We start from the raw sequence: 24,750 nt of genomic DNA on the forward strand, positions 1-24,750 counted from the left end.
CGGAGAGTCCCGGCACCGTGGACTGCCCCAGCGGCTGGTTGCCGGATCAGCAAGAGTCCTTGATCGCAGATGGCGGATGCGGCGATCGTGACGCGGTGAGCACCTCCCCGGCTGGAATGCCGTTCCCCACCCCCGAGGACACCGCCGAGTCCTACTGGGACGCCTTCTACGGCGGCCTCGACCGCCCGGATGACGCGATTCCGAGCCCGAACGGACTGCTCGTCGCCGAGGCCGGAACGCTCGCCGCCGGGTCTGCGCTCGACCTGGGCTGCGGGTTCGGCGGGGACGCCATCTGGCTGGCCGGTCAGGGCTGGCGGGTCACTGCCGTGGACGTCTCGGGTGGCGCGCTCCGTAGGGCGGCCGGGTACGCCGTCCTCGCCGGAGTGGACGTCGACTGGCAGCGCCACGATCTCACCCAGACCTTTCCGCCCGGTGAGTTCGACCTGGTCTGCGCCCAGTTCCTGCACTCACCGCTGGAACAGCCCGGCCAGCGGGACAGCATCCTGCGCCGCGCGATGAACTGCGTCGCCCCCGGCGGGTCACTGCTGGTCACCGGGCACGGCGGGATCCCCGAGGCCATGCGAGGCACGCCGTTCGACGTGCACCTGCCCTCCACCGCCGAGCTCCGCACCGCCCTCGCGCCGGGTGCTGAGTGGAGCATCGCGACCGAGCGGACCATCGTGCGCGAGGTCGTCGGGCCCGACGGCAGGCCGTTCGAGCGCGAGGACTCGGCCCTGCGCCTGGAACGTGGGCCCGTCACGTCTCGCTGATCACCGCCGCGTCCCGGAGCGGGGCGACAACGCTCCGCGGAGCCGACGGGGTGGATACCGATCAGGTGCTCGGTGTAGGCGTGCGGATCTCGGGTCCGGTGCGGACGGCCGGCGCGGCGACAGGAGGCCAGACCGGGGCCGAGCCAGCGCGGGAGATGGGTGCGGACCTCGTCCTCGGCCGCGGCGTCGGTGTCGGTGTCGGTGTCGGTGTCGGTGTCGGCGACCTCAGCGACACCGACCCCCACGTGGGCCGCGGTGCGGCTGTGGCGGCGGAGCGCTGCGGCCTTCTCCCCGTCGTGGGCGCCACCGCGGCCGACCCCGGAGCCGGCCGTGGGAGACCGGGTCGAGCAGCAACGCCTGTTCGGCCACGGCGGCTCGAACCGTATCCGCTCGCGTAGTCTGAACATGATTTTCGTCCGGAAGGTGTAGCCGTGTCCGGAGCAGGTCTTCTCGGGAAGGCCGCGGGACTCGTGGGCAGCGGTCTCGTGGGCAGCGGTCTCGTGGGCAGCGGTCTCGTGGGCAGCGGTCTCGTGGGCGCAGCCGCCTACGACGGCGTCAAGCGGGTCGTGCGCTCGGGTGCGGTGCGTGGTGCGGCCGTGACCGTGACCCTCGTGGGGTCTGCGTGGCGCCCGCGCCGCTGAGACCGGAGCGGAGAAGGCCAGGCTGGCGACGGCGGACATCGTCTCCGAGGCCCGCGCCGAGATCGGCGAGGAGGCTCCGGCGCCCGGGGCCGCCGCCGGCCACGGCCACGACCACTGAGTCGGTGACGCCCCTGAGGGTCCTGTCCGATGCTGCGGGCCGGGTGCGTTTCGCGGTCCCCGAGCTGACCGGTCGTGCGTCGCTGTGCGTCGCGGTCGAGGACGCGATCGACGCCGTCGCCGGGGTCCGCCAGGTACACGCCTACCCGCGCACCGCCAGCGTCGTCGTCTGGTACGACGCCGCCCGCCGCGACCGCGCCGAGGTCTCTCGAGGCGCTCGAGAAGGGCTGCGGCGCCGATCCCGAGGCGACGGCCGAGCGGACACCCCGTTCCGCCGACGTCAGCAACGGCGACCTCGTCCGGCTCGTGGTCGGTGACGTGGCGCTGGCCGCATTGGGGTTCCGGCGCTATGGGCTGCGCCGCCCGCCCGTGCTGGGTCCGACGAGCCGGACGGTTGCCACCGGCGTCACGATCTTCACGGGTTACCCGTTCCTGCGCGGCGCGCTGCGCTCGCTGACCGGCCGTCGCGGCGCGGGCACGGACGCGCCGGTGTCCGCCGCGACGGTCGCCTCGTTGGTGCTGCGCGAGAACGTCGTCGCGCTGACCGTGCTCTGGCTGCTCAACATCGGCGAGTACCTGCAGGACCTCACGCTGCGCCGCTCCCGGCGGGCGATCTCCGACCTGCTCACCGGCGCCCAGACCCGCACCTGGATGCGGCTGGCCGACGGCACCGAGCTCGAGGTCGACATCGACGATGTCCGGCTCGGCGGGCGCCCTGTCCCCGGTGGTCGCGGCGATCCTGCACAACACCTCGTCGGTCGCGGTGGTGGGCAACAACTCGAGGCACATCCGCTACCGCCTGTCGCGCTGACGGGCAACGCCGGAGAGACAACGGTCTTCGTCCCCGCCCAGGCGGGTGGCCTCCGTCGGCAAGGGCGGCAGCGGTAAGACAACCTCGGCGGCGGTGTTCAGCCGCTACCTTGCCGCACTCGTGCCCGAGCCGACCCGCCGGGGCGTCGGGGTGCGCCGCCAGTACGCCGACCCCGCGGCGGGCCATTCGGTCGCGCTGCGCGTGCTGGGCACCAAGGTCGCCGACGACGCCGACCTCGACGACCTGCGCGAGGAGATCGGTGCCGACCTGCTCGGCTGCCTCCAGCAGTACCCATGGGTACGGGCCGCCGAGCGCGGACGCCCGCTCCCGATCGCCGAGCTGGACCCCGACAGCCGGTCAGGAGCAAGCCTCCGCTCACTGCTTGATATCGACAACGATTGTCATTACTATCTCCGGTGTCCGCACACCGGAGGTCGTCATGCCGCATCGCGAGACCCGTCCCGAGCCGACAGGCGAGGCGGTACGCGGGTGGGACGGCTTCGTCGCGGTCCTCGCGACGGACCCGCAGCGCTCGCCCGACGTTCTCGCCGAACTGAAGGCCGTGGTCGCGCGGTCGACGGGAGGCGTCCTCGTCGTCCTGCAGAACCCGACCCTGTGGTCGGGCGGTGCAGTGGTCGGGGTCGCACCCCGCCGGGGCCCGGAGACCGTCGGGCCACCGCTCTGGCTCGGCCCGCTCGGCGGAGAACCCGAGCGGGAGGCGCTGTTCGGCTGGCTGCGCGAAGGCGGCCCCGGAGCCGCGCCGCTCCCGCAGGACCTGCTCCGGTTCGCGCTCCGCCCCCGCTATCACGCACCCTGCGCCCACACGACGAACTGACGATCACAGGCCACCTCCTGGTGCCGGTCGAGGTCGAGCGCATCAGCTCGGCCTCGACCGGACGTGCGGGCGCGATCGTCTCCGGGAACGCGCCCTGGACACCCTCGACCCACTGATCCGAGGGTGTCCGGGAGGGCAGAGCGAGGGGCTCACCAGGAGGACTTGGTGACCCCCGGCAGCATGCCGTCGTGGGCGAGTTGGCGCAGCTTGACACGCGACACCCCGAACTTCCCGACGTACCCGCGCGGGCGCCCGTCGGTCGCGTCCCGGTTGCGCACCCGGGTCGCGCTCGCGTCCCGCGGTTGGCGACGCAGCTCGCGGGACGCGGCCTCACGCTGCTCGGGCGGGGTCGACGGCCGCTTGATGATCGCCTTGAGCTCCCGGCGCCGCTCCGCGTGCCGGGCCACGACCTCCTTGCGCCGCTCGTTGGCCGCGATCTTCGCCGTGCTCGCCATCAGACCTTCTCCCCTCGCGCGCGGATCCGGGCGACCGCGGCCTCGACACCGATCTTGTCCACGAGCTTGATCCCCTTCGCGGACAGCTTCAGCCGCACGTGCCGGTTCTCCGACGGCAGCCAGTAGCGGCGGTCCTGCACGTTCGGGTCCCACCGCCGCGAGGTGCGCACGTGCGAGTGCGACACGCGTCTGCCGAAGCTCGGCTCGCGGCCGGTCAGCTGACACTTCCGCGACACGTCCTCAGCCCCTTCCACTGTGGGGGTAGGGCAGCAGCGCCATCTCCCGGGCGTTGCGGATCGCCACCGCGACCTGCCGCTGCTGCTGCGGGGTCAGCCCCGTCACCCGCCGGGCGCGGATCTTGCCGCGGTCGGAGATGAACGTCCGCAGCAGCGCGGTGTCCTTCCAGTCGACCTCGCCGATCCCGCGGGTGTGGAGCGGGTTCGCCTTCTTCCGCGGCGGGCGCGGGACCCGGGGCGCCATCAACGCTCCTCGCGGAACTCGACGTGGCGACGCACCTTGGGGTCGTACTTCTTGAGCACGAGCCGGTCGGGGTCGTTCCGGCGGTTCTTGCGGGTCACGTACGTGGTCCCGGTACCCGCGGTGGACCGCAGCTTGATGATCGGGCGCACCGCGGTGGACTTCCCTGCCACGTCACCCTCCTCCCTTGTCCGAAATGATTGTCGTTTACTCTAACAGCGGCCGCCACCCGTCGCGAGGAGTGAGTCCCCTATGCCCCAGACCGAGCTGCTCGTGGTCACGGGCATGCCCATCGACGGCGTCGAAAGCGTGATCGCCCGCCTGCGGGCCGCGGACGCCGGGATCGTCGTCGTGCACCACGACCTGCGCCACGTCGCCGACGGCCTGGTGCGCCGCCGGGTCCGCGACCGCCACACCGACACGTGGACCGACATCCACCTGGCGCACGGCTGCGTCTCCTGCACCCTGCGCGAGGACCTGCTCCCGACGCTGCGCGATCTCTCGGGTCGGGTCCGCCGGATCGTGCTCCACCTGGACCCGGCTCTCGAGCCGGAGCAGGTGTGCTGGGCGCTCGACCACGTCCTCGTCGACGACCTGCTACTCACCGACCTCGTCGACCTGCGCGGGGTCATCACCGCCGTCGACGCCTCCACCTGGCTCGCCGACGCGACCGGGGACGAGCCCGTCGCCGAACGCGGACTCGCGGGCCTCCCCGACGACGAACGCACCGTCGCCCAGGTCGCGGTCGGCCAGGCCGAGTTCGCGGACCTCCTCGTCCAGACCGGTGCCGCGACGACCGAGGACCTCCTGCGGGTCGACGCGGTCCTCGAACGCCTCGCCCCGCTCGCGGTGCGCTCCGGGCTCGCCGAGGTGGAGGACGACGCGCTCCTGCTGCGCCGCACCCACCCGCTCGCCCGCCGCGGCCGGCCCGACGACGTCCACGCGCCGCTGCTGCGCGGCACCCCGCCGCTGAACCCCGACCACGGCGTCCGCCTCCTCGTGTTCTCCGCGCGCCGTCCCTTCCACCCGGACCGGTTGCACTCGGCGTTCGACCTGCTGCTCGACGGCGTGGTCCGCACCCGGGGCCGGATCTGGGTCGCGACCAGGCCGGACGACGTACTGTGGCTGGAATCCGCCGGCGGCGGCCTGCGGATCGGACAGACCGGGGAGTGGCTCGCCGCCCAGGACCCGTCCGCCTGGGACGAGGTCTCCGAGGAGCGCCGCGCCCTGGCCTCACTGGGCTGGCACCCGCGCTTCGGCGACCGCGCCCAGGACATTGTCGTGCTCGCCCACGAGCTCGGCGACGAGGGCATCGACACCGTGGAGGCGGGCCTGCGCTCCGCGCTGCTCACCGACGCCGAACTCGCCGCGGGCGAACACACCTGGCAGGACCTGCCCGACCCCTTCGGCTTCTGGCACGAAGAGCCCTGCGAGAACGACTCGGCCGACGAGCCCGAATCCGCCGGCGTCTCGGCCGACCGCGCCGGCGAGGAGGAGCGCTGACGAGCGCTCCTACCGGGTCCCACACAGGCGGCACAGACCGAACACCTCGAGCGTCCGACTGAGCTCGGAGAACCCGTGATGGGCGGCGGCCTCCCTCGCCCACGCCTCGACCACCGGACCGGGGATCTCCGCCGCGATCCCGCAGCGGCGACACACCAGATGATGGTGCTGCTCCTCGGTCTCACAGCGCCGGTAGAGCGACTCCCCCGCGGGCGAGCGCAGCACGTCCACGACCTCGCCCGCCACCAGGGCCTGCAGGGTGCGGTACACCGTGGTGAGACCGATGCCGTGACCGTCCGCACGCAGCTCGTCGAAGATCGACTGAGCGGACCGGAAGCGGTCGGTGCGGTCGAGCAGGGCCAGGATCGCCGCCCGCTGACGGGTGGCGCGGACGCCGGATGCCGGTGCGTTCATCGGAATCTCCCACAGGCGTCGGGGCGCCGGTCGGGCCCGGCGTCGGCAGCCGGGCCGCCCAGGGTACTCGATAACGATTGTCGTTGTCACAGAGTCCTCCGTCGGGCGCCACCCAGGGCGCCGCGGCGCTGGAGCCACCCCGTTCCGCACGCACAGACCGACCCGACCACGACCACACACCCGGCGGCGACGGCCGGGGCGCCGGCGTCGAGCAGCGAGCCTGCGGCCGCCGACACCCCGGCGGCGACGAGCGCCGAGACCAGGTAGAAGAAGCCGTAGTAGGTGCCGGTGAGCCGCTCGTCGCCGACCACCGGGATGAGCTGCATGGTGAACGGATTGGCCAGGGCGATGCCCAGTGTGAACAGGACCGCACCGCCCAGGACGACCAGCCCCGGGAGGGGCTCGACGGTGGTGGCCGTGGGCAGCAGGGCGGACAGCGCGACGGGAACGAACCCGACGGCCATCAGCGTGAGCCCCAGGGCGACGCACGACCCGGGCGCCATGCGGCGGGCGCCCCAGGCCGCGATCGGGACGAAGAACAGGACGCCGAGCAGTGTGGACACGGCGAACAGCACGGCCACCGCCGCCGGGGTGCCGGTGACCCGCTCGGCTTCCAGGGGCAGGACCAGGTAGAGCTGGTTGTACAGCGCGAAGTAGCCCGAGCCGCAGAGGGTGAACGCCAGGAACCGGCGGTTGCGGACCACGGTCAGCCAGCTGCCGAGCACGGTGTCGGTGTGCGTGTCGACCTCGCGCGCGGGAAGCACCAGGAGCTGGGCGATCGTGAGAAGGGCGAACACCCCGCAGGCCACCGCGGAGACCAGGCGGAAGTCCACCGCGAGCAGCGCCGCACCCAGCAGCGGGCCGACGAAGGCGCCCGCGTCCCCGGCCGTGTTGAACACGGCGAACGCCCCGGCCCGGTCCTCGCTCGCCTCGCGTGACAGGTAGGAGCGGACGGCGGGGTTGAACAGAGCCCCGGCGACCCCGGTCAACACGGCCGCGGCGATGATCCCTGCCGGGGCGGTGGCCAAGGCGAACAGCCCGAAGGCCACGACCCGCAGCCGCAGCCCAGCACGATCATCGGGCGGCAGCCGAGCCGGTCCGCGGCCGTGCCCCCGATGAGGAACAGGCCCTGCTGGGAGAGCACGCGGATGCCCAGGACCAGCCCGACCAGCGCGGTCGCCCACCCGAGCTCGGTCGCCAGGTAGACGGTGAGGAACGGCAGGACCATGTAGAAGCCGGTGTTGATGCCGAACTGGTTGACCACCAGCAGCTTCGCCGCCGGGGACAGTGACCCGAACCGACTCCGCAGGGTCGGCCCGCTCACGTGGCTGTCACGTCCCGGGGCACGTCCAGGGGCACGTCCAGGGGCACGTCCAGGGGCAGCTCGAAGTGCACGGTCTGGAAGCGGGCGTCCGACGCGGCCCCGCGGTCGTCGCGGATCTCGACCACGGGCAGCGACCGCCAGAACGGCTCCGCGGCGGGCACCACGGTGTTGGTGTGCAGGTAGATCACCCGGAACCCGCCGTCGGCGCGGACGAACTCCTGGCACGCCGCGACCAACCTGCGGGCCAGGCCGCCGCGACGGTGCCCGGGCAGGGTCGCGACCCGCAGCAGCTGCGCCACGGCCTCCCGGTCGGCGTAGCGGCGGCCGAGCTCCTCCGGGTGCGGGGGCACGTTCGGCCCGCCCACCCGGATCGCGGCCGTGGACACCACGGTCCCCTCCTCGACGGCGACGAACATCGCCTGCCGGGGGTTGTCCACATAGGTCTCGATGGGTCGGTCCAGGTCCCAGTGCCACTGCGGCTGGTAGCCGTAGCCCAGGTCGGCCTCGGCGGTCCGCAACACGACGTCGCGCGCTCCGTCGAGGTCCTCGCGGGTGACGGCCCGGCGGATGGTCGTGCTCATCGTGCTGTTCTCACCGGGCTGTTCTCCAGTCTCCTCCGGCGCGCGCCGGAGTCCAACGGGTCGACGGGGTGGGCGTCGAGCAGCGCCCGGGAGCACGGGTGCGTCGCCTCCGCCCGCAGCCGCCCCACGGGCAGGTCCTCGACGATCCGACCGCCGTCGATCACGGCGACCCGGTCGCAGAGCCGCTCGAGCACGTGCAGGTCGTGCGACACGACGAGCGCGCTCATGCCGTGCTCGGCCACCACCCGGGCCAGCAACCGCAGGACGTCCGCCTGGAGCGTGGCGTCGAGGGCGGAGGCCGGCTCGTCGGCGACCAGCAGACGCGGGCGTACGGCCAGGGCGCGGGCGATGGCGACGCGCTGGCACTGCCCGGTGGACAGCGCCCCGGGTCTGCGGTCGCCCAGCCCGTCGAGCCCGACCTCTGCGAGCAGCTCGGCGGCCCGCGCCCGCCGCGACACCCGGTCCCCGATGCCGTGGTACACCATCGGCTCGGTGACCAGGCGCGCGGCCGTCCGCCACGGGTTGAGGCTCGCGCGCGGGTCCTGCGGCACGACCTGCACCGCGCGACGCACGGCCTGCCAGCCCTGCTCCGCCGGGTCCATGCCGTCGAGCGCGAGCCGCCCCGAGTCGGGGCGGTGCAGACCGAGCAGGCAGCGCAGCAGCGTGGTCTTGCCGCCGCCGCTGCGCCCGGCGACGCCGACGACCTCCCCCGCCCCGATCTCGAGCGAGAGGCCGTCGAGTACCGGGTCGCCCGCGCCCCGATAGCGGGCGCGGAGGTCGTCGACGCGCAGGGCGGGCGGCCCGGTCGGCGTCGCCCGCGTCGTGCTGCGGGCGGGCAGCGACCACGGCACGTTCTCGACCAGCGAACGGGTCACCTCGTGGGTCGGGGTGCGCAGGACCTCGTCGACGCCGCCGTTCTCCACGACCCGCCCCTGGTGCAGGACCACCACGCGGTCGGCGACCGCGGCCGCCACCCCGACGTCGTGGGTGACCAGCAGCAGTCCGGTGCCCGCGGCGACCCGCTCGCACAGCCTGCGGACGACCTCGTCGCGGGCCGGGCCGTCGAGGGCCGTGGTGGGCTCGTCGGCGAGCAGGACCGGTGGGTCGGCGGCCACGGCGAGCGCGAACCCGACCCGCTGGGCCATGCCGCCGGACAGTTCGTGCGCCCGGCGGGCCGCGACGGGCTCCGGGTCCGGGAACCCCGCTCCGCGCAACAGGTCCTCGACGCCCGTCGGGTCCCCGTTCGCCTCCGCGACCAGCGACCCGACCCGGCGCAGCGGGCTCAGGGCCAGTGCCAGGTCCTGGAACACCAGCCCGATGCCGCGCCCGCGGGCCCCACGCCGACCATCGGCCGTCGCGAGGTCCGTCGACCCGTCGCCGGTGTGGAGGCGAAGCTCCTCGGCCCGCACTCGGCCCGGGGCGGGCACCAGTCCCAGCAGCGCACGCAGCAACGTCGACTTCCCGGACCCGCTGCCGCCCAGCACCACGACCGCCTCACCGGCGGCCAGGTCGAGGTCGACGTCCGACAGCACGCAGTGGCCGCGGTAGTCGACCTCGAGCCCTCTCACCGTGAGTCTCTTCACCGGGTCACCACCATCGCCGCGCGGTCGGACAGGTCACGCAGCCCCTCCCCCAGACACGTCACGGCGAACACCGTGACCAGCACCGCGAGCCCCGGTCCGAGGACCTGGCTCGGGCTCGCGAGCGCGACGCCGCGGGCCTCGGCGAGCATCGCGCCCCACTCCGCCTCCGGCGGCTGCGCGCCCATGCCCAGGAAGGACAGGCCCGCGACGGTCGCGATGAGCTGGCCGCTCTCGATCGCGGTCAGTACGGCGAGCGGCCCGGTCAGCCGCGGCGCGACCTCCCCGACCAGCAGCCGCGGCCCGCTCGCGCCGAGCGCCCGCGCGGTGACCGCGGAGGGCTCGGCGAGCGCCCCGCGCACGAGCGCACGGACCAGGCGGGCGAACGGGGCCCACCACACCAGCAGGGCACCGCCGAGCACCGTGAGCAGCGAGGGCCCGCGGAGCCCGACCAACGCCAGGATGACGATCACGGCCGGGAACGCGACGATCCCGTCCACCACCCGTCGGCCCAGGGCGTCGAGCCGGGGGCCGACGAGGCCGAGCAGGACCCCGACGACCGCGCCGACCGCACCGATCGCGAGCATCGTGGCGCCGGTGAGCAGCAGCGTCTGCCTGCCGCCGTGCAGCACCCGGGAGAAGGTGTCCCGGCCGAACCGGTCGGTGCCGAACCAGTGTTCCGCGCTCGGTGGGGCCATCCGCGGGCCCGCATTCTGCGCGGCCGGGTCGAACGGGGCGATCCACGGCGCCAGCACCGCGCCGAGCGCCACGAGCGCGAGCAGGACCCCGCCGACGGCGACGAGCCCCCGGCCCCGACCACGGGTGATCGAACCGAGCGGTCTCCGGGCCGACGGGCGCGCGGCGATGAGCGTCATGCGACGGCCTCCACCCGGGCATCGCCGCGCGGGTCGACCAGCCGCGACGCGATGTCCATACCCCGGTTGACGACCACGACCAGCAGAGTGGTGACCACGACGTAGGCCTGGATCACCGGGTAGTCCTGCGCAGAGATGGCCTCGACGGCGTAGTTGCCGATCCCCGGCCAGGTGAACACCGCCTCGGTGATGATCGAGCCGGTCACCAGCGAGGCGAAGGCGAGGCCGCCCAGCACCATCACGGGTGCGACGGCGGGGCGCAGCACGTGCCGCAGCAGGGTCCGTTCCGGCGACGCGCCGCGGGCGAGCGCGGCGACGGCGTAGAGCCGCCCGCCCTCGGCCACCAGCGAGGCGCGCAGCACACGGGACAACGTCGGCATGATCGACACACCGAGGACGAGCGCGGGCAGCCACAGACGCTCGACCGAGGCGGGCCCGGCGATCCGGTAGCCGACGGCGGCGGTGGCCAGCTGGAGCCCGATCGTCCCGAGCAGGAAGGACGGCACCGCGACGGTGGTCAAGGTCAGCAGCCGGACGGCCTGGTCGGCCACCCCTCCGGGACGCCGGCTCGCCGCGAGCGCCAGCGCCCCGGCAAGCAGCACCCCGACGGCGAAGCCGCAGGCCCCGAGGAGCAGGCTCGCGGGCATCCGGTCGAGCATCTCCGCGGCCACCGGCTGCCCCGTCCGGTACGAGGTCCCCCAGTCGCCGCGCACCATCCGGCCCAGCCAGTTCAGGTACTGCTCCACCATGGGGCGGTCCAGCCCGAGCTCGGCGCGGAGCTCGGCGCGGATGCGCTCCTCGTCGGCCTGACTCAGGGCGATCCCGCCCGCCTCGTTGAGCTGCACGTCGACCGGGTCGCCCGGTGCGGTCCGTACCAGGACGAACACCACGACCGACGCCACGAACAGGGTGGCGAGACCCCCCAGCAGGGAAGACGCGAGCGACCGCACGACGCCCCACGGCGTCACGGCGACTCCGCGAACGTGTAGCCGGGCTGCACGAGGTTCTCGTACTGCAGCGGGTGCGGCTGGAAGCCCGTCACCCGGTTCGACACGGCCGTGGCCTGCGGGCGCGGGTGCACCGGGACGGACGGGACGACCTCGGTGTGCAGGGCGTTGAGCTCGAGCACGGCGGCCTTGCGGCTCGCCTCGTCGGGCGCGCTGTTCGCCCGCTCGACCAGCCCCGCGACCTGCGGCAGGTCGTAGCCGCCGTAGTTGCCGGAGCCCTCCGGCCCCATCTGCACGGCGAACAGGCTCGGCACGTTGCCCAGCGTGGTGAACGCCGCGGTCTGGGCGTCCCAGTCCCCGCGCTCGCGCGCCTGCTGGACGAGGGTGTCGTCCACGTAGGACAGGTCGACGGTGACGCCGAGGGCGTCCCACTGTGACTGCAGGACCTCACCGGTCGGGCCCTCGTTGCCCCAGGTCTGCAGCCGGATCGTGAGCGGGGCCCCGTCCTTGGCCCGGCGGCCGTCCGGGCCGAGCACCCAGCCCGCCTCGTCGAGCAGCCGACCGGCGAGCTCCGGGTCGGGCCGGGTGTAGCCCTGGTTCTTCGCCTCCGGAACGGACGGGTTGGAGGCCAGCCAGCTCGGCGAGGCCTCGGTGAGCCCCTCGCCCGCGATCTCGGCGACGGCCTGGCGGTCGACGCCCCAGGCCAGCGCCTGGCGGACCCGCTGGTCGGCGAGCGCGGGCGCGGCGGGCGAGGACGGGTTCAGGTAGACCGCGACGGTGTTCGCGGCGGGCGCACCCTGGAGCGTGACGTCCTCGGCGTCCCGCAGCCGCGCCACCGCCGACGTCGGCAGGAGGTCGACGATGTCCGCCTGCCCGGCGAGGGCGATCTGGGCGCGCGCCTCGCCGTCGGAGACCTGCTGCACGGCGATCTGCTCGACCGCGGGCGCGGGACCCCACCAGCTCGGGTTGCGCTCGAGGGTCAGCTCCCGCTCGGGCGTGAACCCGGTCACGCGGAACGGGCCGGTCAGGTCCGCCTGGGTCGACGGGGTCGCCGTACCGCCGGCGTAGGACGCCGCATTGTGGATCTGCAGCTCGTAGTGGGCGAGCGAGTAGCCCAGGTACGGCGAGGGCCCGGAGGTCCGGGCCGTGAGGGTGCGCGGGTCGGCGACCGTGAAGGTCACGCCCTGGATCAGGTTCGCCGCCAGCTGGTTCTCCGTCCGGGACCGCTCCAGGGACGCCCGCACGGCCTCGGCGTCGACGGGCGCTCCGCTGTGGAAGGTCGCGCCCTCGCGCAGCCGGACCGTCCAGGTGTCCGGCGCCGTCTGTTCCACCGACTCCGCCAGCTCGGGGGCCACCGAGCCGTCCGCCCGGATCTTGGCCAGCGACTCCCCCGCCCCGTAGGAGCGCAGGTAGCTGGTGGTCAACGCCTCGGCCGGGTCGAGGGTCGCGTTCATGCGGGAGACCGCGAGGGTGAGGGGGCCGTCGGGGTTGGCGGTGCCCCCGCCACCTCCGCATCCGGTGAGTGCCACCGCCAGGGAGGCGAGGATCGCGGTCAGCGTGCGGCGCACGGTCGGGCTCCGTTCGGTCGGGTGGAGATCGGCCAGGAGCGTAAGTGATAACGGAACCGATTGTCACTTTCGTGTGGCTCGGAAACCCTGGCATCCTGATGGCCGCTATGCGCAGTTCCGTCCTTCGCGACCCCGCCTTCCTCCGGCTCTGGGTCGGCACGACCGCCTCCGGTCTCGCCACCTGGTCGTTGCCCTTCCTGCTGGGTCTGGCCGTCCTCGACCGCACCCTCGACGGCGCCGGCCTCGGCCTGGCGCTCGCCGCCCGGACCGTCGGCTTCCTCGCCGCCGTGCCGGTGGCCGGGGTGCTCGCCGACCGCTACTCCCGACGGGATGTGGTCGGCGCCTCCTCGGCCGCTGCGGCCGTGGCGAGCCCGCTCGTCGCGTGGGGCATGGGGACGTCGACCGCCCTCGTGGTGCTCGCCGCAGCGGTCGTCGGGGCGGGCCAGGGCGCATGCCGACCGGCGTTCCAGGCGCTGACCGCCGAGGTGGTGGCGGCGGAGCAACGGCAGACCGCGAACGCCGCCACGACGATCGCGGTGCGCGTCAGCACGCTCGTCGGGCCGTCGGCGGCGGCGCTGGCAGCCCTGGTCGTCGACACCCGGACCCTCGTCGCCTGCACCGGCGCGTTGTGGCTGGTCGCCGCCCTGCTGCCGCCGCGCGGGGCCGGGCGCGCCGAACGGACGGAGCACGTCGGGTTCCACCGCGAGTTCGCCGAGGGCCTGGGCGAGGCTCGCCGGCATCCCTGGTTCGTGTCCGGGCTGGGCGCCCTGACGGCGGTGATCGCCACCGGCTACTCGGCCACCGGGGTAGCGCTCCCGCTGGTGTCGCGGGACCGCTACGACTCGGAGGTGGTCCTCGCCGCCGCCACCACTGCCTACACCGCCGGCGCCCTGGTCGGCGCCTTCCTCATCGCTCGGTGGCGGCCGGCCGCACCGGGCCGCGTCGCCCTCCTCGGCCTCGCGGTCTACGCGGTGGCGCCGCTCGCGCTCTGGTTGCCGGTGCCCGCCGCGGTCGTCGTCGCCGCGTACGCGGTGACGGGGGTCGGCATCGAGCTGTTCAACGTGCCCTGGTTCACCGCCGTGCAGCGGGAGGTCGAACCTCGACTGCTCGCCCGGGTGTCCAGCGTGGACTTCCTGTTCTCCTACGGGCTGGCACCCCTCGGGCTCGCCTTGATCGCCCCGGCAATGGCGGGCATCGGCACTGGCCCGGTGCTCGCGGCGTGCGCGGGCGTCTGCCTGGTCGCCCCGCTGCTCGCCCTGCTCGCCCCCGGCGCTGCCCGCTTCGCCACGGCACGGTGAGCCCCCAGCGCCGGGGCCGGATAACACCGGGGCCGGATAACACCGGGGTCGCCGCGGCGCTCGGGCAGGAGGGGTCGCGGGGGTCGTCGGCCGCCGTGTCAGTAACCCGCGGAGAGCTGGACCTCGTGGGTGTGGTCGTGAGCGCCGTGCAGGTCGGCCAGGTCCCACTCCGGCAGCGGATCGGAGAACGAGCGCCACGCGTCCGGGCCCTCGGCGACCTCGGCGGGGGTCAGCAGGGCGGCGTCGAGGCGGCGGGCGACCTCGTCGACGTCGAGCTCGATGCCGATGAACACCAGTTCCTGGCGCGGCGCGTCGGAGTCCGGCCCGAGCAGCTCACCCGGGTCGAGGGCCAGGTTGGGCCCCGCCTGCGACCACACCGCGAGCACGTCCGGCCTGCTCGCCACCCAGCAGAAGCCCTTGCTGCGCAGCACCCCCTCCCAGCCGTCGAGAGCCTCGGCGAGGCGCTGCGGGTGGAAGGGCCGGTCGGAGCGGAACACCGTCGAGCGGATGCCGTACTCCTCGGTCTCCGGGGTGTGGCTGTCCGCGAGCTCGGTCGCCCAGCCCGGGTTCTCCGCCGCCAGCACCGGGTCGAAGCGCCCGGTGTCCAGCACCTCGGCGAGGTCGATCTCGCCGCGATCGACCCGCAGCACCCGCGCCGCCGGGTTGAGCTCGTGCAGCAGTGCCTCCAGCCGCACGACGACCTCCGGCTCGACGAGGTCGGTCTTGCTCAGCAGCAGCACGTCGGCGAACTCGACCTGGTCCACGAGCAGGTCCGAGATCGTCCGCTCGTCCCCCTCGACGGCCTCCAGGCCCCGGTCCGCCAGTGCCTCGCCGTCGCGGATCTCGGCGAGGAACCCGGTGGCGTCCACGACGGTGACCATGGTGTCGAGCCGGGCGTGGTCGGACAGGCTGGTGCCGTCGTCGAACCGCCACTCGAAGGTCGCGGCCACCGGCATCGGCTCGGAGATGCCGGAGGACTCGATCAGCACGGTGTCGAACCGGCCCGAACGGGCGAGCTCGCCGACGCTGTCGAGGAGGTCCTCGCGCAGGGTGCAGCAGATGCAGCCATTGCTCAGCTCGACGAGCTTCTCGTCGAACCGCTCCGTGACCAGGGCTGCGTCGATGTTGACCTCGCTCATGTCGTTGACGATCACGGCGACGCGCCGGTCCTCCCTGTTGGCCAGGACGTGGTTGAGCAGGGTGGTCTTCCCGGCTCCGAGGAAACCGGACAGCACCGTGACGGGGATTCGGGAGTCAGTGCGCGACACACCCCACACCCTATGCGAAACGGTTGTCATTTACGGTGGGCGGTACTGTCCCGCCCGGAGGAGGAGCACCGATGGCCGTCCCCAAGCGCCGCACGTCGCGCGGCAACACCCGGTCCCGCAAGGCGCAATGGAGCCGCAAGGTCCGCGACAACGCCCCGGACCTCGTGCCGATCACGGTCGACGGGGTGCGCACGCTGGTCCCGCGCCACCTCGTCCCCGCCTACCGGCGCGGGATCCTCCGCTGACCAGCCCGGTCGCCCGGATCGTGGCGCCGGTCCGGGGCTCGTTGGTCACGGCCGTCGGGCTGCAGGCGCTCGCCGCGGCGACCGGTGTGGTGCCGTTCGTGGCGGTCGCCGAGGTCGCCCGTCGGCTGCTCGCCGACTCCGGAACCGTCTGGACCCCGGTCTGGGTCGGCGCGATCGCCACGGTCGTCGCGCTGCTGCTGGCCACGGCCGCGACCACGCTCTCCCACGTCGCGGACTCCCGTCTCCAGCTCGATCTCCGACGACGGGTGGCCGAGCGGCTCGGCCGGGTCGCCCCCGGCTGGTTCACCGCGCGGCACTCGGGTCAGGTCGCCACGGCCATGCAGGACGACGTGCACGCGCTGCACCACCTGGTGGCGCACAGCCTCCTGGACGTGACGTCGGTGGTGGTCGTCCCCGTCGTCGCGCTGGTGTGGCTGGCCACGGTCTCCCCCGTGCTGGCGGTCGTGACCCTGCTCCCGCTGGTCGCCGGCGTGCTGCTGTTCCGTCGGGCGATGGCCGGGTCGGGTCCGCTGATGGCGCAGTACGGTCGGGCGCAGCAGGAGGTCAACGCCGGGATCGTCGAGTTCGTCGACGGCATCGCGGTGGTCAAGACCTTCGGCCAGGGCCGCGCCGCGCACCGCCGCTTCGTCGCCGCGTGCGACGCCTTCCACGACTTCTTCACCTCCTGGCAGCGCCGGACCACGGGCGTGACGACGGCGTCGCAGCTGGCCGTCTCCCCCGTCGTCGTCCTGCTGGTGGTCCTGCTCTGCGGGATCGCGCTGCTGCCGTCCGGGCTCGTCGCGCCCACCGACCTCGTGCCGTTCGCGCTGGTCGCGCCCGCTGTCGCCGCGCCGATGGGGGCCATCGGGCCGCGGCTGCAGGCGCTGCGCGGCGGCGCCCGCTCGGCCGCGAGCCTGTGCACGCTGCTCGACGAGCCCGTGCAGGACACCCCGGAGCACGGCCCCACGCCCGACGACTCGACCGTCACGCTGGCCGGTGTCGGGTTCCGGTACGACGGGGCCGACTCCGACGCGCTCACCGGGATCGACCTCGAGCTGGCCCCCGACACGGTCACCGCGCTGGTCGGGCCGTCCGGGGCGGGCAAGTCCACGCTCGCCGCCCTCGTCCCGCGGCTGCTCGACGTGACCGAGGGCGCGATCCGGATCGGCGGCGTCGACGTCCGCGAGCTCGACGCGACGACCCTGCACCGCCAGGTCGGCGTGGTGTTCCAGCAGTCCACGCTGCTCCACGGGACGGTCGCGGACAACATCGCGCTCGGCAGGCCCGGTGCCCCGTACGAGGAGATCGCCGACGCCGCCCGCGCCGCGCGGATCCACGACCGGATCCTGGCGCTGCCCCGCGGGTACGACAGCGTCGTCGGGGAGGACGCCGAGCTCTCCGGCGGCGAGGAGCAGCGCGTCGCGATCGCCCGAGCGCTGCTGGCCGACACCCCGGTGCTGGTGCTCGACGAGGCCACCGCGTTCGTCGACCCCGACTCGGAGGCGGCGATCGGCGACGCGCTGTCCGCTCTGACCGCGGGGCGCACGGTGCTCGTGGTCGCGCACCGGTTGCACACGATCGCCGGGGTGGGCCGGATCGTCGTGCTCGACGGCGGCCGGATCGTCGAGCAGGGCACCCACGGCGAACTGCTCGCCGCGGACGGCCGGTACGCCCGGATGTGGGCGGCCCAGCAGAGCTCGGAGGTGACCGTATGATCTGCTCGCTGCTCGCGGCTGTGGGACCCACGCACCGCGGCCCGGTGCGTAGGCTGCTGGCCTGGCTCGTCGCCGCCGCCGCGCTGCAGGGGCTGGCGTTCGCGCTGCTCGTCCCCCTGCTGACCGCGGTGCTCGTCGGACGGTCCGCGTGGGGTTGGTTCGCCGGCTTCGCGGTCGCCGGGGGCGGCTGGCTCGCCGTCACCGCGCACGCCCAGAACCTCGCCTTCGCCACCGGCGCCGGCGTGGCACGGGTGCTGCACCACCGGCTCGGCGAGGCCGTGGTCGCGCTGCCGTTGGGCTGGTTCGACCGCGACCGCGCGGGCGGCCTTACCCGGACGGCCGGCGAGAGCGTGCTGACCGTCATGTCGTTCCCCGCGCACCAGCTGCGCCCGCTGGTCACCGCGGTCGTCACGCCCGCGGTGCTGCTCGTGGCGCTCGCCGTGATCGACCCCTGGCTCGCGCTGGCCCTGCTGGTCGCGGTTCCGCTGCTGCTGGGCGTGCTGCGGGCGAGCAACGCCCTCGTGGCCGCGAGCGACCGCGGCCGGGACGACGTGATCCACGCCGCCGCGGCCCGGGTACTGGAGTTCGCCCGGGCTCAGCCGGTGCTGCGGGCGTTCGGCCGGATCGCCGAAGGCCACCGCGATCTCGACGAGGCCCTGGTCGCCCAGCAGGCTGCGGACGGCCGGATGCTGCGTCGCGCGGTGCCGGGGCTGGTCGGGTTCGGGTTCATGGTGCGTGTGGTGTTCACGGCCGGCCTCGCGCTCGCGGCCTACCGCGCGCTGTCCGGCGGGCTCGACGCCGCGACGGCGGTCGCCGCGATCGTGCTGGTCGCGCGCTTCACCGAGGCGATCTCGGCGGGCGCGGAGCTCGGGGCGGGGCTGCGCGTGACCCGCAACGCCCTGGACCGGATCACAGCGGTGCTGGACACCCCGCCGCTGCCGGAGCCCGGGGCGCCGCGCTCCCCGGCGGACGCGCGCGTCGAGTTCGACGGCGTGCGGTTCGGCTACACCGACAAGCCGGTGCTGGAGGACGTCTCGTTCACCCTCGAGCCCGGCCTGACCGCGCTGGTCGGCCCCTCGGGCTCGGGAAAGACGACCATCGCACGGCTGCTCGCCCGCTTCGCGGACCCTGACACGGGCAGGGTCCGGCTCGGCGGGGTGGACCTGCGGGAGATCGCCGCGGACGAGCTGATGGCGCAGGTCTCGGTGGTGTTCCAGGACGTCTACCTGTTCGAGGGGACGCTCGCCGAGAACGTTCGGATCGCCAGGCCCGGCGCCACCGCGGCCGATCTCGACCGGGTCGCCCGGCTGGCCCGGCTCGAGCCGGTGCTGGCCGAGCTGCCACAAGGCTGGGAGACCCGGGTCGGCGAGGGCGGCGCGACACTGTCCGGCGGGCAGCGGCAACGGGTGTCGATCGCGCGGGCGCTGCTCAAGGACGCCCCCGTCGTCGTCCTCGACGAGGCCACCGCGGCCCTGGACCCGGAGACGGACGCGGCGATCGGCGCGGCCGTCGCGGAGCTGGCCCGGGACCGGACGGTGCTCGCGATCGCCCACCGGCTCGGCACGGTGCGGGCCGCCGCCCAGATCCTGGTGCTGCGCGACGGGGTGATCGAGGCGCGAGGCACCCACGAGGAGCTCCTCGCGCAGGGCGGCACCTACGCGGACTTCTGGGCCGCGCGGTCGCGGGCGGCGGGCTGGCGGTTGGTGGGGACGTGAGCGAGTACGGCGAGTCAGCGGAGTACCTGCATCTGCTGAGCCTGCCGATGTGGGAGGTGTTGGGGCCGCGGCTCGCCGCGATCCTCGCCGACGGGCCTGCCGAGGGCACGCTCGTCGAGCTGGGGGCGGGCAGCGGGCTGGGCACCACGACCATCCTCGACGCCGTCCCGCGGCTGCCGCTGGTGGTGGCCGAACCCGCCGCGCAGCTGCGGGCGGTGTTGCTCGCCCGGCTGTACGAGCATCCCGAGGGCGAGCGCGTGACGGTCCACCCCGTCCCGGCCCAGGAGCTGCCGCTGCCCGCGAAGATCGTGGGCGTGGTGGGGGCGCACATGATCGGCCACCTTCCCCCGTCGGATCGGCACGCTCTGTTCACCGCCCTCGCCGCGCGCATGCGTACCGGCGCACCTCTCGTGCTGAACGCCCAGCCGCCCGCGACGGCCGACCCGGTCCCGGCGTGGCCCCCGTTCGGCGTCACCTGCGGCGGCCTGACCTACGAGGGCACCGGCAGTGCGGTCCCTACCGGCGAGGACTCGGTGCGCTGGACCATGGAGTACACGACCCGGCAGGGCGCGGAGGTGCTGCACCGGGCGACCGCCGAGTACGACTGGTGGGTCCACTCCCCCGCCCGCCTGGCCGCCGAACTGGCCGCCGCGGGCCTCCCGAACGCCGAGATCGACGCCGACCTGGTCATCGCCCGGCGCTAGATCACGCTCGCGGAGACCGCGCCGAGCAGCTCGCGGGTGAGCGGGTGGTTCGGTGCGGAGAGGACCTGGTCGAGCGCGCCCTGCTCCACGATCCGTCCGTCGTCGAGCACCACGATCCGGTCGGCGGAGTGCGCGACGACGGCGAGGTCGTGGGTCACCGTCAGCACCGCCAGCCCCGACTCCCGGCGCAGCTCGTCCACCAGCTCGACGACGGCGGCGCCGATCTCCGGGTCGAGCGCCGAGGTGATCTCGTCGCACAGCAGGAGCGTGGGCTCGGCGGCGAGCGCGCGTGCCAGGTTGACCCGCTGACGCTCTCCGCCGGACAGTGCACCCGGCCTGCGGCCGGCCAGCGCGGCGGGCAGGTGCACGCGGTCGAGCAACGCGGCGATCTCGGCAGAGAGCGCGGACCCGCGCAGCCCGCGGACCAGCCGCAACGGGCGGGTGAGGGCGTCGGCGACCGACTCGCGGGGGTTGAGCGCCCCCATACTGTCCTGCGCCACGAGCTGCACCGACGCCTTCTCCGCCCGCGTCCGGCGCCACGGCACGCCCGAGACCGCGATCGCGCCCCCGCTGAGCGGATGCAGCCCCGCCACACAGCGGGCGAAGGTACTCTTCCCGGAGCCGGACGGCCCCACGAGCGCCACGCACTCCCCCGCTCCGACCTGCAGCGACACCTCGCTGAGCACCGGCACCCGACCGTGTGCGGCACAGACCCCCTCCGCCCGCAGGACCACCTCGCGCGTACCCCGCCCGGCCGACTCGTGGCGCGGCGTCTCCACGACGGCCGACCCGAGCGGATCCCCGTCGGGCGCAGCCGGAAGCCGGACGTTCGGCAGCGGCAGGACCTCGCCGGGCGCCCCTTCGGCCACCATCCGCCCCCCGCGTAGCCCGACCGCCCGGTGGGCCAGGTCGGCGAGCAGCCGGGGATCGTGGCTGACCAGCAGGATCGAGCAGCGGGAGACCACCTCGGCGAGCAGCTCCCGTACCGCGGCGGCGAGCAGGACATCGAGGCTCGCGGTCGGCTCGTCGAGCACCAGCAGGGCGGGGTCGCCCGCCAGCGCGAGAGCAAGCGCGACCCGACGGGCCTGACCCCCCGAGACCTGCCCGGGCCTGCGCCGCAGGAACGCCCGGTCGGTGGGCAGGGCGAGCGAGTCCAGCAGCCGGATCGGGTCGGCCCCGGGAGCGCGCAGTCGGACCGCCTCGGCGAGCTGGCTGCCGATCCGCCGGTTCGGGTGCAGCGCCGCGGCGGGGTCCTGCCCGAGGAACGAGACGATGTGCCCACGGACCGCGTGCGGATCGACGAACGGGTCGACACCACCGACCCGCACCGTCCCCGCTCGCCGTTCCAGGCCCGGCCGGAGATGGCCGAGCAGGGTGTGCGCAGCGGTGGTCTTGCCCGAACCGGAGCGGCCGGCCAGCCCGACGACCTCGCCCGGCCCGAGGCGCAGCGACAGCCCGTCGACGACCGCGGGCCCGCCCGGGCGAGGCCCGACGACGAGCCCGTCGATCTCGGCCACCGGCGCCGTCTCAGGCATCGATCTGCTCCTTCGATGGTCGGCTCCGCCCGCTTCGTCTCCGCGCGGAGGGTCGGGTCAGCGCCTCGGCGAGCACGTTCACCGCGACCGCGAGCGCCACGAGCACCAGCGCGGGCGCGAGGAAGGGCCAGGGCGACAACGCCGCCCCCGGCAGGTTCTCCGCCACCATCCGTCCCCAGTTCGCGGCCGGCGGCCCGGCGCCCAGCCCGAGGAACCCCGCCGTGGCGGCCAGCTGCACGGCGGCGACGAACCGGAGGCCGGTCTCCGCCGCCGTCGTGGGGAGGACGGCGGGGAGGATGTCGTGGCGCAGTACGCGCCACCAGCCGTCGCCGCGCGCCCTGGCGATCTCGACGTACCCGGCGTGGGCCACCCGGTCGACGGCGGACCGGTTGACCCGCACCGAGAACGGCAGGCTGACCAGCACGACCGCGGCCAGGATCGCGCCGTCCCCGCCCGGGAACCCGGCGGCGAGCACGAGCACGATGAGCAGCGGCGGCACCACTGCGAGCACATCGACGACCCGGACGACGACCTCGCCCGTCCGCTGCGGTGCGGTTCCGGCGACCACCCCCACCAGCAGTCCGACCACGCCGGTGACCAGGGTCGCGGTCGCGGCGAGGCCGACGACGGCGGCGCCGCCGTCGAGCAGCCGGGACACGACGTCACGCCCGAGCGCGTCGGTGCCGAGGGGATGGGCCGCGCTGGGGACGTCGAAGGGCAGCCCGATCTGTTCGGTCGGGCCGTACCCGGACACCACGTCGGCCACGAGCGGCCCGACGACGGCCACGAGCATGATCAGCCCCGCCACCACGGCGGCGGTGCGGGTCACCGGGCCTCCACCAGCCGTCGGACGACGTCCCCGACCAGCAACGCGAGCAGCGCGACCGCGGCGAGCACCAGCGCCAGCCCTTGCACCACGGGGACGTCCCGGCGGGCCACCGCCTGTGCCAGCTCCTGCCCGACGCCGGGATAGCCGAAGACCGTCTCGACCACCACCGCGCCGCCGACCAGGCCGCCCACGGCGGTGGCGACCACCTGCACGGCAGGCCCGGCTGCCGCGGGCAGCACGTGTCGCAGCGCGAGCCGCGAGCCGTGGACCCCGTTGAGCCGGGCCGCCTCCACGTAGGGCGATGTGGCGACCTGCGCCACGGCACCGCGTAGCACCCGGGCCGTCATGCCCGCGCCGACGAGCGCGAGGCACGCGACGGGCAGGACGAGCACCTCCGGGGCGCCGAGGGCGGACCCGCCCAGCGGGACGAGGGAGACCTGGGGCAGCCACCCGAGCCAGGCCCCGAAGACCGCCGCGAGCAGCGCCGCCGTCAGGAACTCGGGCACCGCGACGGCGACGAGCACCGCCGTCGTCGGCCCCCTCCCCAGCCCCGTCCACAGGCCGACCGCGAGCCCCAGGGGGACCAGCACGATCAGGGCGAGACCGGCGAGCAGCAGGCTGTCCGGGATCCGGTCGGCGAGCAGCTCGGTCACCGGACGCCCGCCCACCCAGGCCGTTCCCAGGTCACCGCGCAGCACGCCGCCCGCCCAGTTGAGGTAGCGCTCGACGGGCGGCCGGTCCAGCCCCAGGTCCGCCTGGATCCGGGCCCGTTCCTCCACGGTGGCCTCCGGCCCGGCCAGCGCGCCCGCCGCGTCCCCGGGCAGGACCGCAGTCGCGGCGAAGACCAGCACGGACAGGGCCACGAGGGCGAACACGCCCGCCGCCAGCCTGCCGAGGAGGAAGCGGACCCAGCTCTGCGGTCCGGCGGAGATCAGCGGACCGCCGCGGTGCGGAAGTCGGCGAAGGGCGCGTAGGTGATGCCCTGAACCGAACTCGTCTGCCCGTTGGCGGCAGCCTTGAACACCGGGATCAGGGTGTTGCCCTCCGCCCAGGTCAGCTGCTGGACCTGCTCCAGCGCCCGGTCGCGGGTGGCGGCGTCGGGCGAGGTGCGGGAGGTGCGGGCGAGCGCGTCGATGTCCGGACGGTCGAAGCCGAAGTTGGCGGGCGAACCGGAGACCCGGGTGCCGAGATAGGAGAGCAACACCGGCTGGGGCGGGTTGTACCCGCCGGCGAACGGGAGCGCGGTGTAGGCCGGGTAGTCCGCGTACAGCTGGCCCGCGGGCAGCTGGTTGAGCGTGACGTTCAGGCCAACGGCCTGCAGGTTCTCGACGAGCACCGTGGCGGTCTCGACCATGCCGGGGATCTCGGGCCCGGTCGTCAGGCTGATCGCGGCACCGCTCGCGCCGGCCTCGGTGAGCAGGGTCCGGGCCCGGTCCGGGTCGAACGCCCGCTGCTCGATGCCCGACGCGTATCCCGGGAACCCGAGCGACGGCAGGTCGTTGCCCACGATCGCCCGGCCGAAGAACACCGTGTCCACGATCTTCTGCCGGTCCACCGCGAGCTTCACCGCCTCGCGCACCCGCGGGTCCCCGAACGGCTCCTGCCGCACGTTCATCGAGAAGTAGAGCTGCTGCACGAACGGTGCCTCGGTCGCGAGGACCCGCAGGCCGCCGTTCGCCTCCAGGGTCCGCGCGGTCGCGGGGGCGAGGTCGTCGGCATAGTCGAGTTGACCGGCCGAGAGCGCGTCGGCGCGCGCGGTGCTGTCGGCTATCGAGCGCAGCTCGAGGCCCTCGAGGTAGGGCGTGGGCTCGCCCTCCGGCGGGGTGTAGCCGTCGTGCGGGACGAAGCTCGCGCCCTGCCCCGGGTCGAACCCGGTCATCCGGAACGGCCCGCAGGTGGGCATGTCGGCCGTGAACGCGGTCGTGCCCTCCTTGAACACCAGGTTGCTCTGGCAGATCAGCAACCGGCCGTCGATCAGCGGGTTCTTCGCCGGGAGGACCACTGTGCGGTCGTCGGTCACCCTCGCTGCGTTCAGGTCGAACGCGGTCACGACGTTCTTGAGGTAGGGCAGCGCGCCCAACGTGCCGGGCGCGGCCAGGGAGTAGACGACGTCCCGGATCGACACCGGTGACCCGTCGGTGAAGGTCAGGCCGGGCCGCAGCCGCAGCGTGTACTCGCGCAGGTCCTCGGAGACGTCGATGCCGGTGAGCAGGTCGTAGCGCACACCGTCCGGCGTGGACGGGTCGATCGAGCCGAGGGCGCCGTGCCGGGCGCGGGCCCGGACGTAGTCCAGCGCCGTCGGGCCGGTGAGGTGGTTCAGGGTCTCGGTCGCCCCGCCACCGACGAAGGCCGCGCGCAGCGTCCCTCCCGCCGCTGGCGCGGCCGTGGGGGCCGCCCCCGATCCGGCCGCAGTGGCCCCGGTCCCCGTCCCGGACCCGCAGGCCGCCAGCGCGGCCGCCGCGCCGGCGACACCCATCGCGGTCGCTCCGAGGCGCAGGAACCTGCGCCGGTCCAGTGCTGTCGTCACCCGTGGTCTCCTCGTG

Annotated in this window: 28 protein-coding genes; 11 read left to right on the forward strand and 17 right to left on the reverse strand. The window is 74.4% G+C overall.

Annotation, left to right across the window (positions count from 1 at the left end):
* Positions 1-95 precede the first annotated feature (95 nt).
* The 5 genes from ACL02T_RS30135 (at position 96) to ACL02T_RS30155 (ending at position 3,174) form a co-directional block, all read left to right on the forward strand.
* Positions 96-770, forward strand: coding sequence for a class I SAM-dependent methyltransferase (locus ACL02T_RS30135; protein WP_412834188.1), 675 nt, complete (start codon positions 96-98; stop codon positions 768-770).
* 431 nt (positions 771-1,201) lie between these two features.
* On the forward strand, positions 1,202-1,411 hold the full coding sequence (locus ACL02T_RS30140) for a hypothetical protein (protein WP_412834189.1): 210 nt from the start codon (positions 1,202-1,204) through the stop codon (positions 1,409-1,411).
* Between the two features lie 22 nt (positions 1,412-1,433).
* Positions 1,434-1,529 carry a hypothetical protein gene (locus ACL02T_RS30145; RefSeq protein WP_412834242.1) on the forward strand — a complete coding sequence of 32 codons (96 nt, stop codon included), beginning with the start codon at positions 1,434-1,436 and terminating at the stop codon, positions 1,527-1,529.
* Between the two features lie 305 nt (positions 1,530-1,834).
* Positions 1,835-2,416, forward strand: a complete 582-nt coding sequence (locus tag ACL02T_RS30150) for a hypothetical protein (RefSeq protein WP_412834190.1) — start codon at positions 1,835-1,837, stop codon at positions 2,414-2,416.
* Between the two features lie 362 nt (positions 2,417-2,778).
* Positions 2,779-3,174, forward strand: a complete 396-nt coding sequence (locus tag ACL02T_RS30155; protein WP_412834191.1) for a hypothetical protein — start codon at positions 2,779-2,781, stop codon at positions 3,172-3,174.
* A 149-nt stretch (positions 3,175-3,323) separates the two neighbouring features.
* Here ACL02T_RS30155 and rpsN read toward each other — a convergent pair whose 3' ends face one another.
* The 4 genes from rpsN to rpmG are packed head-to-tail and all read right to left on the reverse strand — an operon-like array spanning position 3,324 to position 4,258.
* The gene (rpsN, locus tag ACL02T_RS30160) at positions 3,324-3,629 is read right to left on the reverse strand and encodes a 30S ribosomal protein S14 (protein WP_412834192.1); all 306 of its coding nucleotides are present in this window, start codon (positions 3,627-3,629) and stop codon (positions 3,324-3,326) included.
* Positions 3,629-3,865, reverse strand: a complete 237-nt coding sequence (gene rpmB, locus ACL02T_RS30165; protein WP_412834193.1) for a 50S ribosomal protein L28 — start codon at positions 3,863-3,865, stop codon at positions 3,629-3,631. Before rpmB ends, rpsN begins: the two co-directional genes overlap by 1 nt.
* Before the next feature lie 4 nt (positions 3,866-3,869).
* Positions 3,870-4,109 carry a 30S ribosomal protein S18 gene (rpsR, locus tag ACL02T_RS30170; RefSeq protein WP_412834194.1) on the reverse strand — a complete coding sequence of 80 codons (240 nt, stop codon included), beginning with the start codon at positions 4,107-4,109 and terminating at the stop codon, positions 3,870-3,872.
* Positions 4,109-4,258, reverse strand: coding sequence for a 50S ribosomal protein L33 (gene rpmG / locus ACL02T_RS30175; protein ID WP_412834243.1), 150 nt, complete (start codon positions 4,256-4,258; stop codon positions 4,109-4,111). The genes rpsR and rpmG overlap by 1 nt, the downstream gene beginning before the upstream one ends.
* 100 nt (positions 4,259-4,358) lie before the next feature.
* Between rpmG and mrf the strand changes: the two genes are divergently transcribed.
* Entirely contained in the window at positions 4,359-5,609 is a 1,251-nt protein-coding gene (gene mrf / locus ACL02T_RS30180; protein ID WP_412834195.1) for a ribosome hibernation factor-recruiting GTPase MRF, read from the forward strand.
* Between the two features lie 9 nt (positions 5,610-5,618).
* On the opposite strand, the gene ACL02T_RS30185 is transcribed toward mrf, so the two are convergent.
* From ACL02T_RS30185 to ACL02T_RS30220, 8 genes are all read right to left on the reverse strand, one after another.
* Positions 5,619-6,023: a Fur family transcriptional regulator gene (locus ACL02T_RS30185; RefSeq protein WP_412834196.1), complete on the reverse strand. Its 405-nt coding sequence runs from the start codon at positions 6,021-6,023 to the stop codon at positions 5,619-5,621.
* A gap of 86 nt (positions 6,024-6,109) precedes the next feature.
* Complete coding sequence (locus tag ACL02T_RS30190; protein WP_412834197.1) at positions 6,110-7,072, reverse strand: MFS transporter; 963 nt, start codon at positions 7,070-7,072, stop codon at positions 6,110-6,112.
* Positions 7,009-7,347 carry a hypothetical protein gene (locus ACL02T_RS30195; protein WP_412834198.1) on the reverse strand — a complete coding sequence of 113 codons (339 nt, stop codon included), beginning with the start codon at positions 7,345-7,347 and terminating at the stop codon, positions 7,009-7,011. The genes ACL02T_RS30190 and ACL02T_RS30195 overlap by 64 nt, the downstream gene beginning before the upstream one ends.
* Complete coding sequence (locus ACL02T_RS30200; RefSeq protein WP_412834199.1) at positions 7,344-7,928, reverse strand: GNAT family N-acetyltransferase; 585 nt, start codon at positions 7,926-7,928, stop codon at positions 7,344-7,346. Before ACL02T_RS30200 ends, ACL02T_RS30195 begins: the two co-directional genes overlap by 4 nt.
* On the reverse strand, positions 7,925-9,496 hold the full coding sequence (locus ACL02T_RS30205) for an ABC transporter ATP-binding protein (protein ID WP_412834200.1): 1,572 nt from the start codon (positions 9,494-9,496) through the stop codon (positions 7,925-7,927). The genes ACL02T_RS30200 and ACL02T_RS30205 overlap by 4 nt, the downstream gene beginning before the upstream one ends.
* Positions 9,497-9,507: 11 nt before the next feature.
* Positions 9,508-10,383 carry an ABC transporter permease gene (locus ACL02T_RS30210; RefSeq protein ID WP_412834201.1) on the reverse strand — a complete coding sequence of 292 codons (876 nt, stop codon included), beginning with the start codon at positions 10,381-10,383 and terminating at the stop codon, positions 9,508-9,510.
* Positions 10,380-11,351 (reverse strand): ABC transporter permease, encoded by a 972-nt coding sequence (locus tag ACL02T_RS30215; RefSeq protein ID WP_412834202.1) that lies wholly within the window; start codon positions 11,349-11,351, stop codon positions 10,380-10,382. Before ACL02T_RS30215 ends, ACL02T_RS30210 begins: the two co-directional genes overlap by 4 nt.
* On the reverse strand, positions 11,348-12,898 hold the full coding sequence (locus ACL02T_RS30220; protein WP_412834203.1) for an ABC transporter substrate-binding protein: 1,551 nt from the start codon (positions 12,896-12,898) through the stop codon (positions 11,348-11,350). The genes ACL02T_RS30215 and ACL02T_RS30220 overlap by 4 nt, the downstream gene beginning before the upstream one ends.
* 107 nt (positions 12,899-13,005) lie before the next feature.
* Here ACL02T_RS30220 and ACL02T_RS30225 point away from each other — a divergent pair, with 107 nt between their 5' ends.
* On the forward strand, positions 13,006-14,196 hold the full coding sequence (locus tag ACL02T_RS30225) for an MFS transporter (RefSeq protein ID WP_412834204.1): 1,191 nt from the start codon (positions 13,006-13,008) through the stop codon (positions 14,194-14,196).
* Between the two features lie 98 nt (positions 14,197-14,294).
* Here ACL02T_RS30225 and ACL02T_RS30230 read toward each other — a convergent pair whose 3' ends face one another.
* Positions 14,295-15,464 carry a GTP-binding protein gene (locus tag ACL02T_RS30230; protein WP_412834205.1) on the reverse strand — a complete coding sequence of 390 codons (1,170 nt, stop codon included), beginning with the start codon at positions 15,462-15,464 and terminating at the stop codon, positions 14,295-14,297.
* A 71-nt stretch (positions 15,465-15,535) separates the two neighbouring features.
* Between ACL02T_RS30230 and rpmF the strand changes: the two genes are divergently transcribed.
* Genes rpmF through ACL02T_RS30250 form a run of 4 tightly spaced genes read left to right on the forward strand, consistent with a single transcriptional unit; the run spans position 15,536 to position 19,843 of the window.
* Positions 15,536-15,709 carry a 50S ribosomal protein L32 gene (gene rpmF, locus ACL02T_RS30235; RefSeq protein WP_412834206.1) on the forward strand — a complete coding sequence of 58 codons (174 nt, stop codon included), beginning with the start codon at positions 15,536-15,538 and terminating at the stop codon, positions 15,707-15,709.
* 20 nt (positions 15,710-15,729) lie between these two features.
* Positions 15,730-17,424, forward strand: coding sequence for an ABC transporter ATP-binding protein (locus ACL02T_RS30240; RefSeq protein WP_412834207.1), 1,695 nt, complete (start codon positions 15,730-15,732; stop codon positions 17,422-17,424).
* Complete coding sequence (locus tag ACL02T_RS30245; RefSeq protein WP_412834208.1) at positions 17,421-19,139, forward strand: ABC transporter ATP-binding protein; 1,719 nt, start codon at positions 17,421-17,423, stop codon at positions 19,137-19,139. Before ACL02T_RS30240 ends, ACL02T_RS30245 begins: the two co-directional genes overlap by 4 nt.
* Positions 19,136-19,843, forward strand: a complete 708-nt coding sequence (locus ACL02T_RS30250) for a class I SAM-dependent methyltransferase (RefSeq protein WP_412834209.1) — start codon at positions 19,136-19,138, stop codon at positions 19,841-19,843. The genes ACL02T_RS30245 and ACL02T_RS30250 overlap by 4 nt, the downstream gene beginning before the upstream one ends.
* Here the strand turns inward: ACL02T_RS30250 and ACL02T_RS30255 are convergent.
* Genes ACL02T_RS30255 through ACL02T_RS30270 form a run of 4 tightly spaced genes read right to left on the reverse strand, consistent with a single transcriptional unit; the run spans position 19,840 to position 24,734 of the window.
* Positions 19,840-21,378 carry an ABC transporter ATP-binding protein gene (locus tag ACL02T_RS30255; RefSeq protein WP_412834210.1) on the reverse strand — a complete coding sequence of 513 codons (1,539 nt, stop codon included), beginning with the start codon at positions 21,376-21,378 and terminating at the stop codon, positions 19,840-19,842. The two genes, ACL02T_RS30250 and ACL02T_RS30255, sit on opposite strands and share 4 nt — an antisense overlap.
* Positions 21,371-22,207 carry an ABC transporter permease gene (locus ACL02T_RS30260; protein ID WP_412834211.1) on the reverse strand — a complete coding sequence of 279 codons (837 nt, stop codon included), beginning with the start codon at positions 22,205-22,207 and terminating at the stop codon, positions 21,371-21,373. The genes ACL02T_RS30255 and ACL02T_RS30260 overlap by 8 nt, the downstream gene beginning before the upstream one ends.
* Entirely contained in the window at positions 22,204-23,142 is a 939-nt protein-coding gene (locus ACL02T_RS30265; RefSeq protein ID WP_412834244.1) for an ABC transporter permease, read from the reverse strand. Before ACL02T_RS30265 ends, ACL02T_RS30260 begins: the two co-directional genes overlap by 4 nt.
* Positions 23,139-24,734, reverse strand: a complete 1,596-nt coding sequence (locus ACL02T_RS30270; protein WP_412834212.1) for an ABC transporter substrate-binding protein — start codon at positions 24,732-24,734, stop codon at positions 23,139-23,141. Before ACL02T_RS30270 ends, ACL02T_RS30265 begins: the two co-directional genes overlap by 4 nt.
* Positions 24,735-24,750: the final 16 nt, after the last annotated feature.

This window comes from Pseudonocardia oceanicola (assembly GCF_047200735.1).
Lineage (GTDB): Bacteria > Actinomycetota > Actinomycetes > Mycobacteriales > Pseudonocardiaceae > Pseudonocardia.

Excerpts from the sequence above, each read along its gene's own strand:
- ACL02T_RS30200 (WP_412834199.1), bottom strand. The coding sequence starts at position 7,928 with ATGAGCACGACCATCCGCCGGGCCGTCACCCGCGAGGACCTCGACGGA.
- ACL02T_RS30155 (WP_412834191.1), top strand. The coding sequence starts at position 2,779 with ATGCCGCATCGCGAGACCCGTCCCGAGCCGACAGGCGAGGCGGTACGC.
- rpsN (WP_412834192.1), bottom strand. The coding sequence starts at position 3,629 with ATGGCGAGCACGGCGAAGATCGCGGCCAACGAGCGGCGCAAGGAGGTC.
- ACL02T_RS30255 (WP_412834210.1), bottom strand. The coding sequence starts at position 21,378 with ATGCCTGAGACGGCGCCGGTGGCCGAGATCGACGGGCTCGTCGTCGGG.
- ACL02T_RS30225 (WP_412834204.1), top strand. The coding sequence starts at position 13,006 with ATGCGCAGTTCCGTCCTTCGCGACCCCGCCTTCCTCCGGCTCTGGGTC.
- ACL02T_RS30185 (WP_412834196.1), bottom strand. The coding sequence starts at position 6,023 with ATGAACGCACCGGCATCCGGCGTCCGCGCCACCCGTCAGCGGGCGGCG.
- rpmF (WP_412834206.1), top strand. The coding sequence starts at position 15,536 with ATGGCCGTCCCCAAGCGCCGCACGTCGCGCGGCAACACCCGGTCCCGC.
- ACL02T_RS30245 (WP_412834208.1), top strand. The coding sequence starts at position 17,421 with ATGATCTGCTCGCTGCTCGCGGCTGTGGGACCCACGCACCGCGGCCCG.
- rpsR (WP_412834194.1), bottom strand. The coding sequence starts at position 4,109 with ATGGCGCCCCGGGTCCCGCGCCCGCCGCGGAAGAAGGCGAACCCGCTC.
- mrf (WP_412834195.1), top strand. The coding sequence starts at position 4,359 with ATGCCCCAGACCGAGCTGCTCGTGGTCACGGGCATGCCCATCGACGGC.
- ACL02T_RS30210 (WP_412834201.1), bottom strand. The coding sequence starts at position 10,383 with ATGACGCTCATCGCCGCGCGCCCGTCGGCCCGGAGACCGCTCGGTTCG.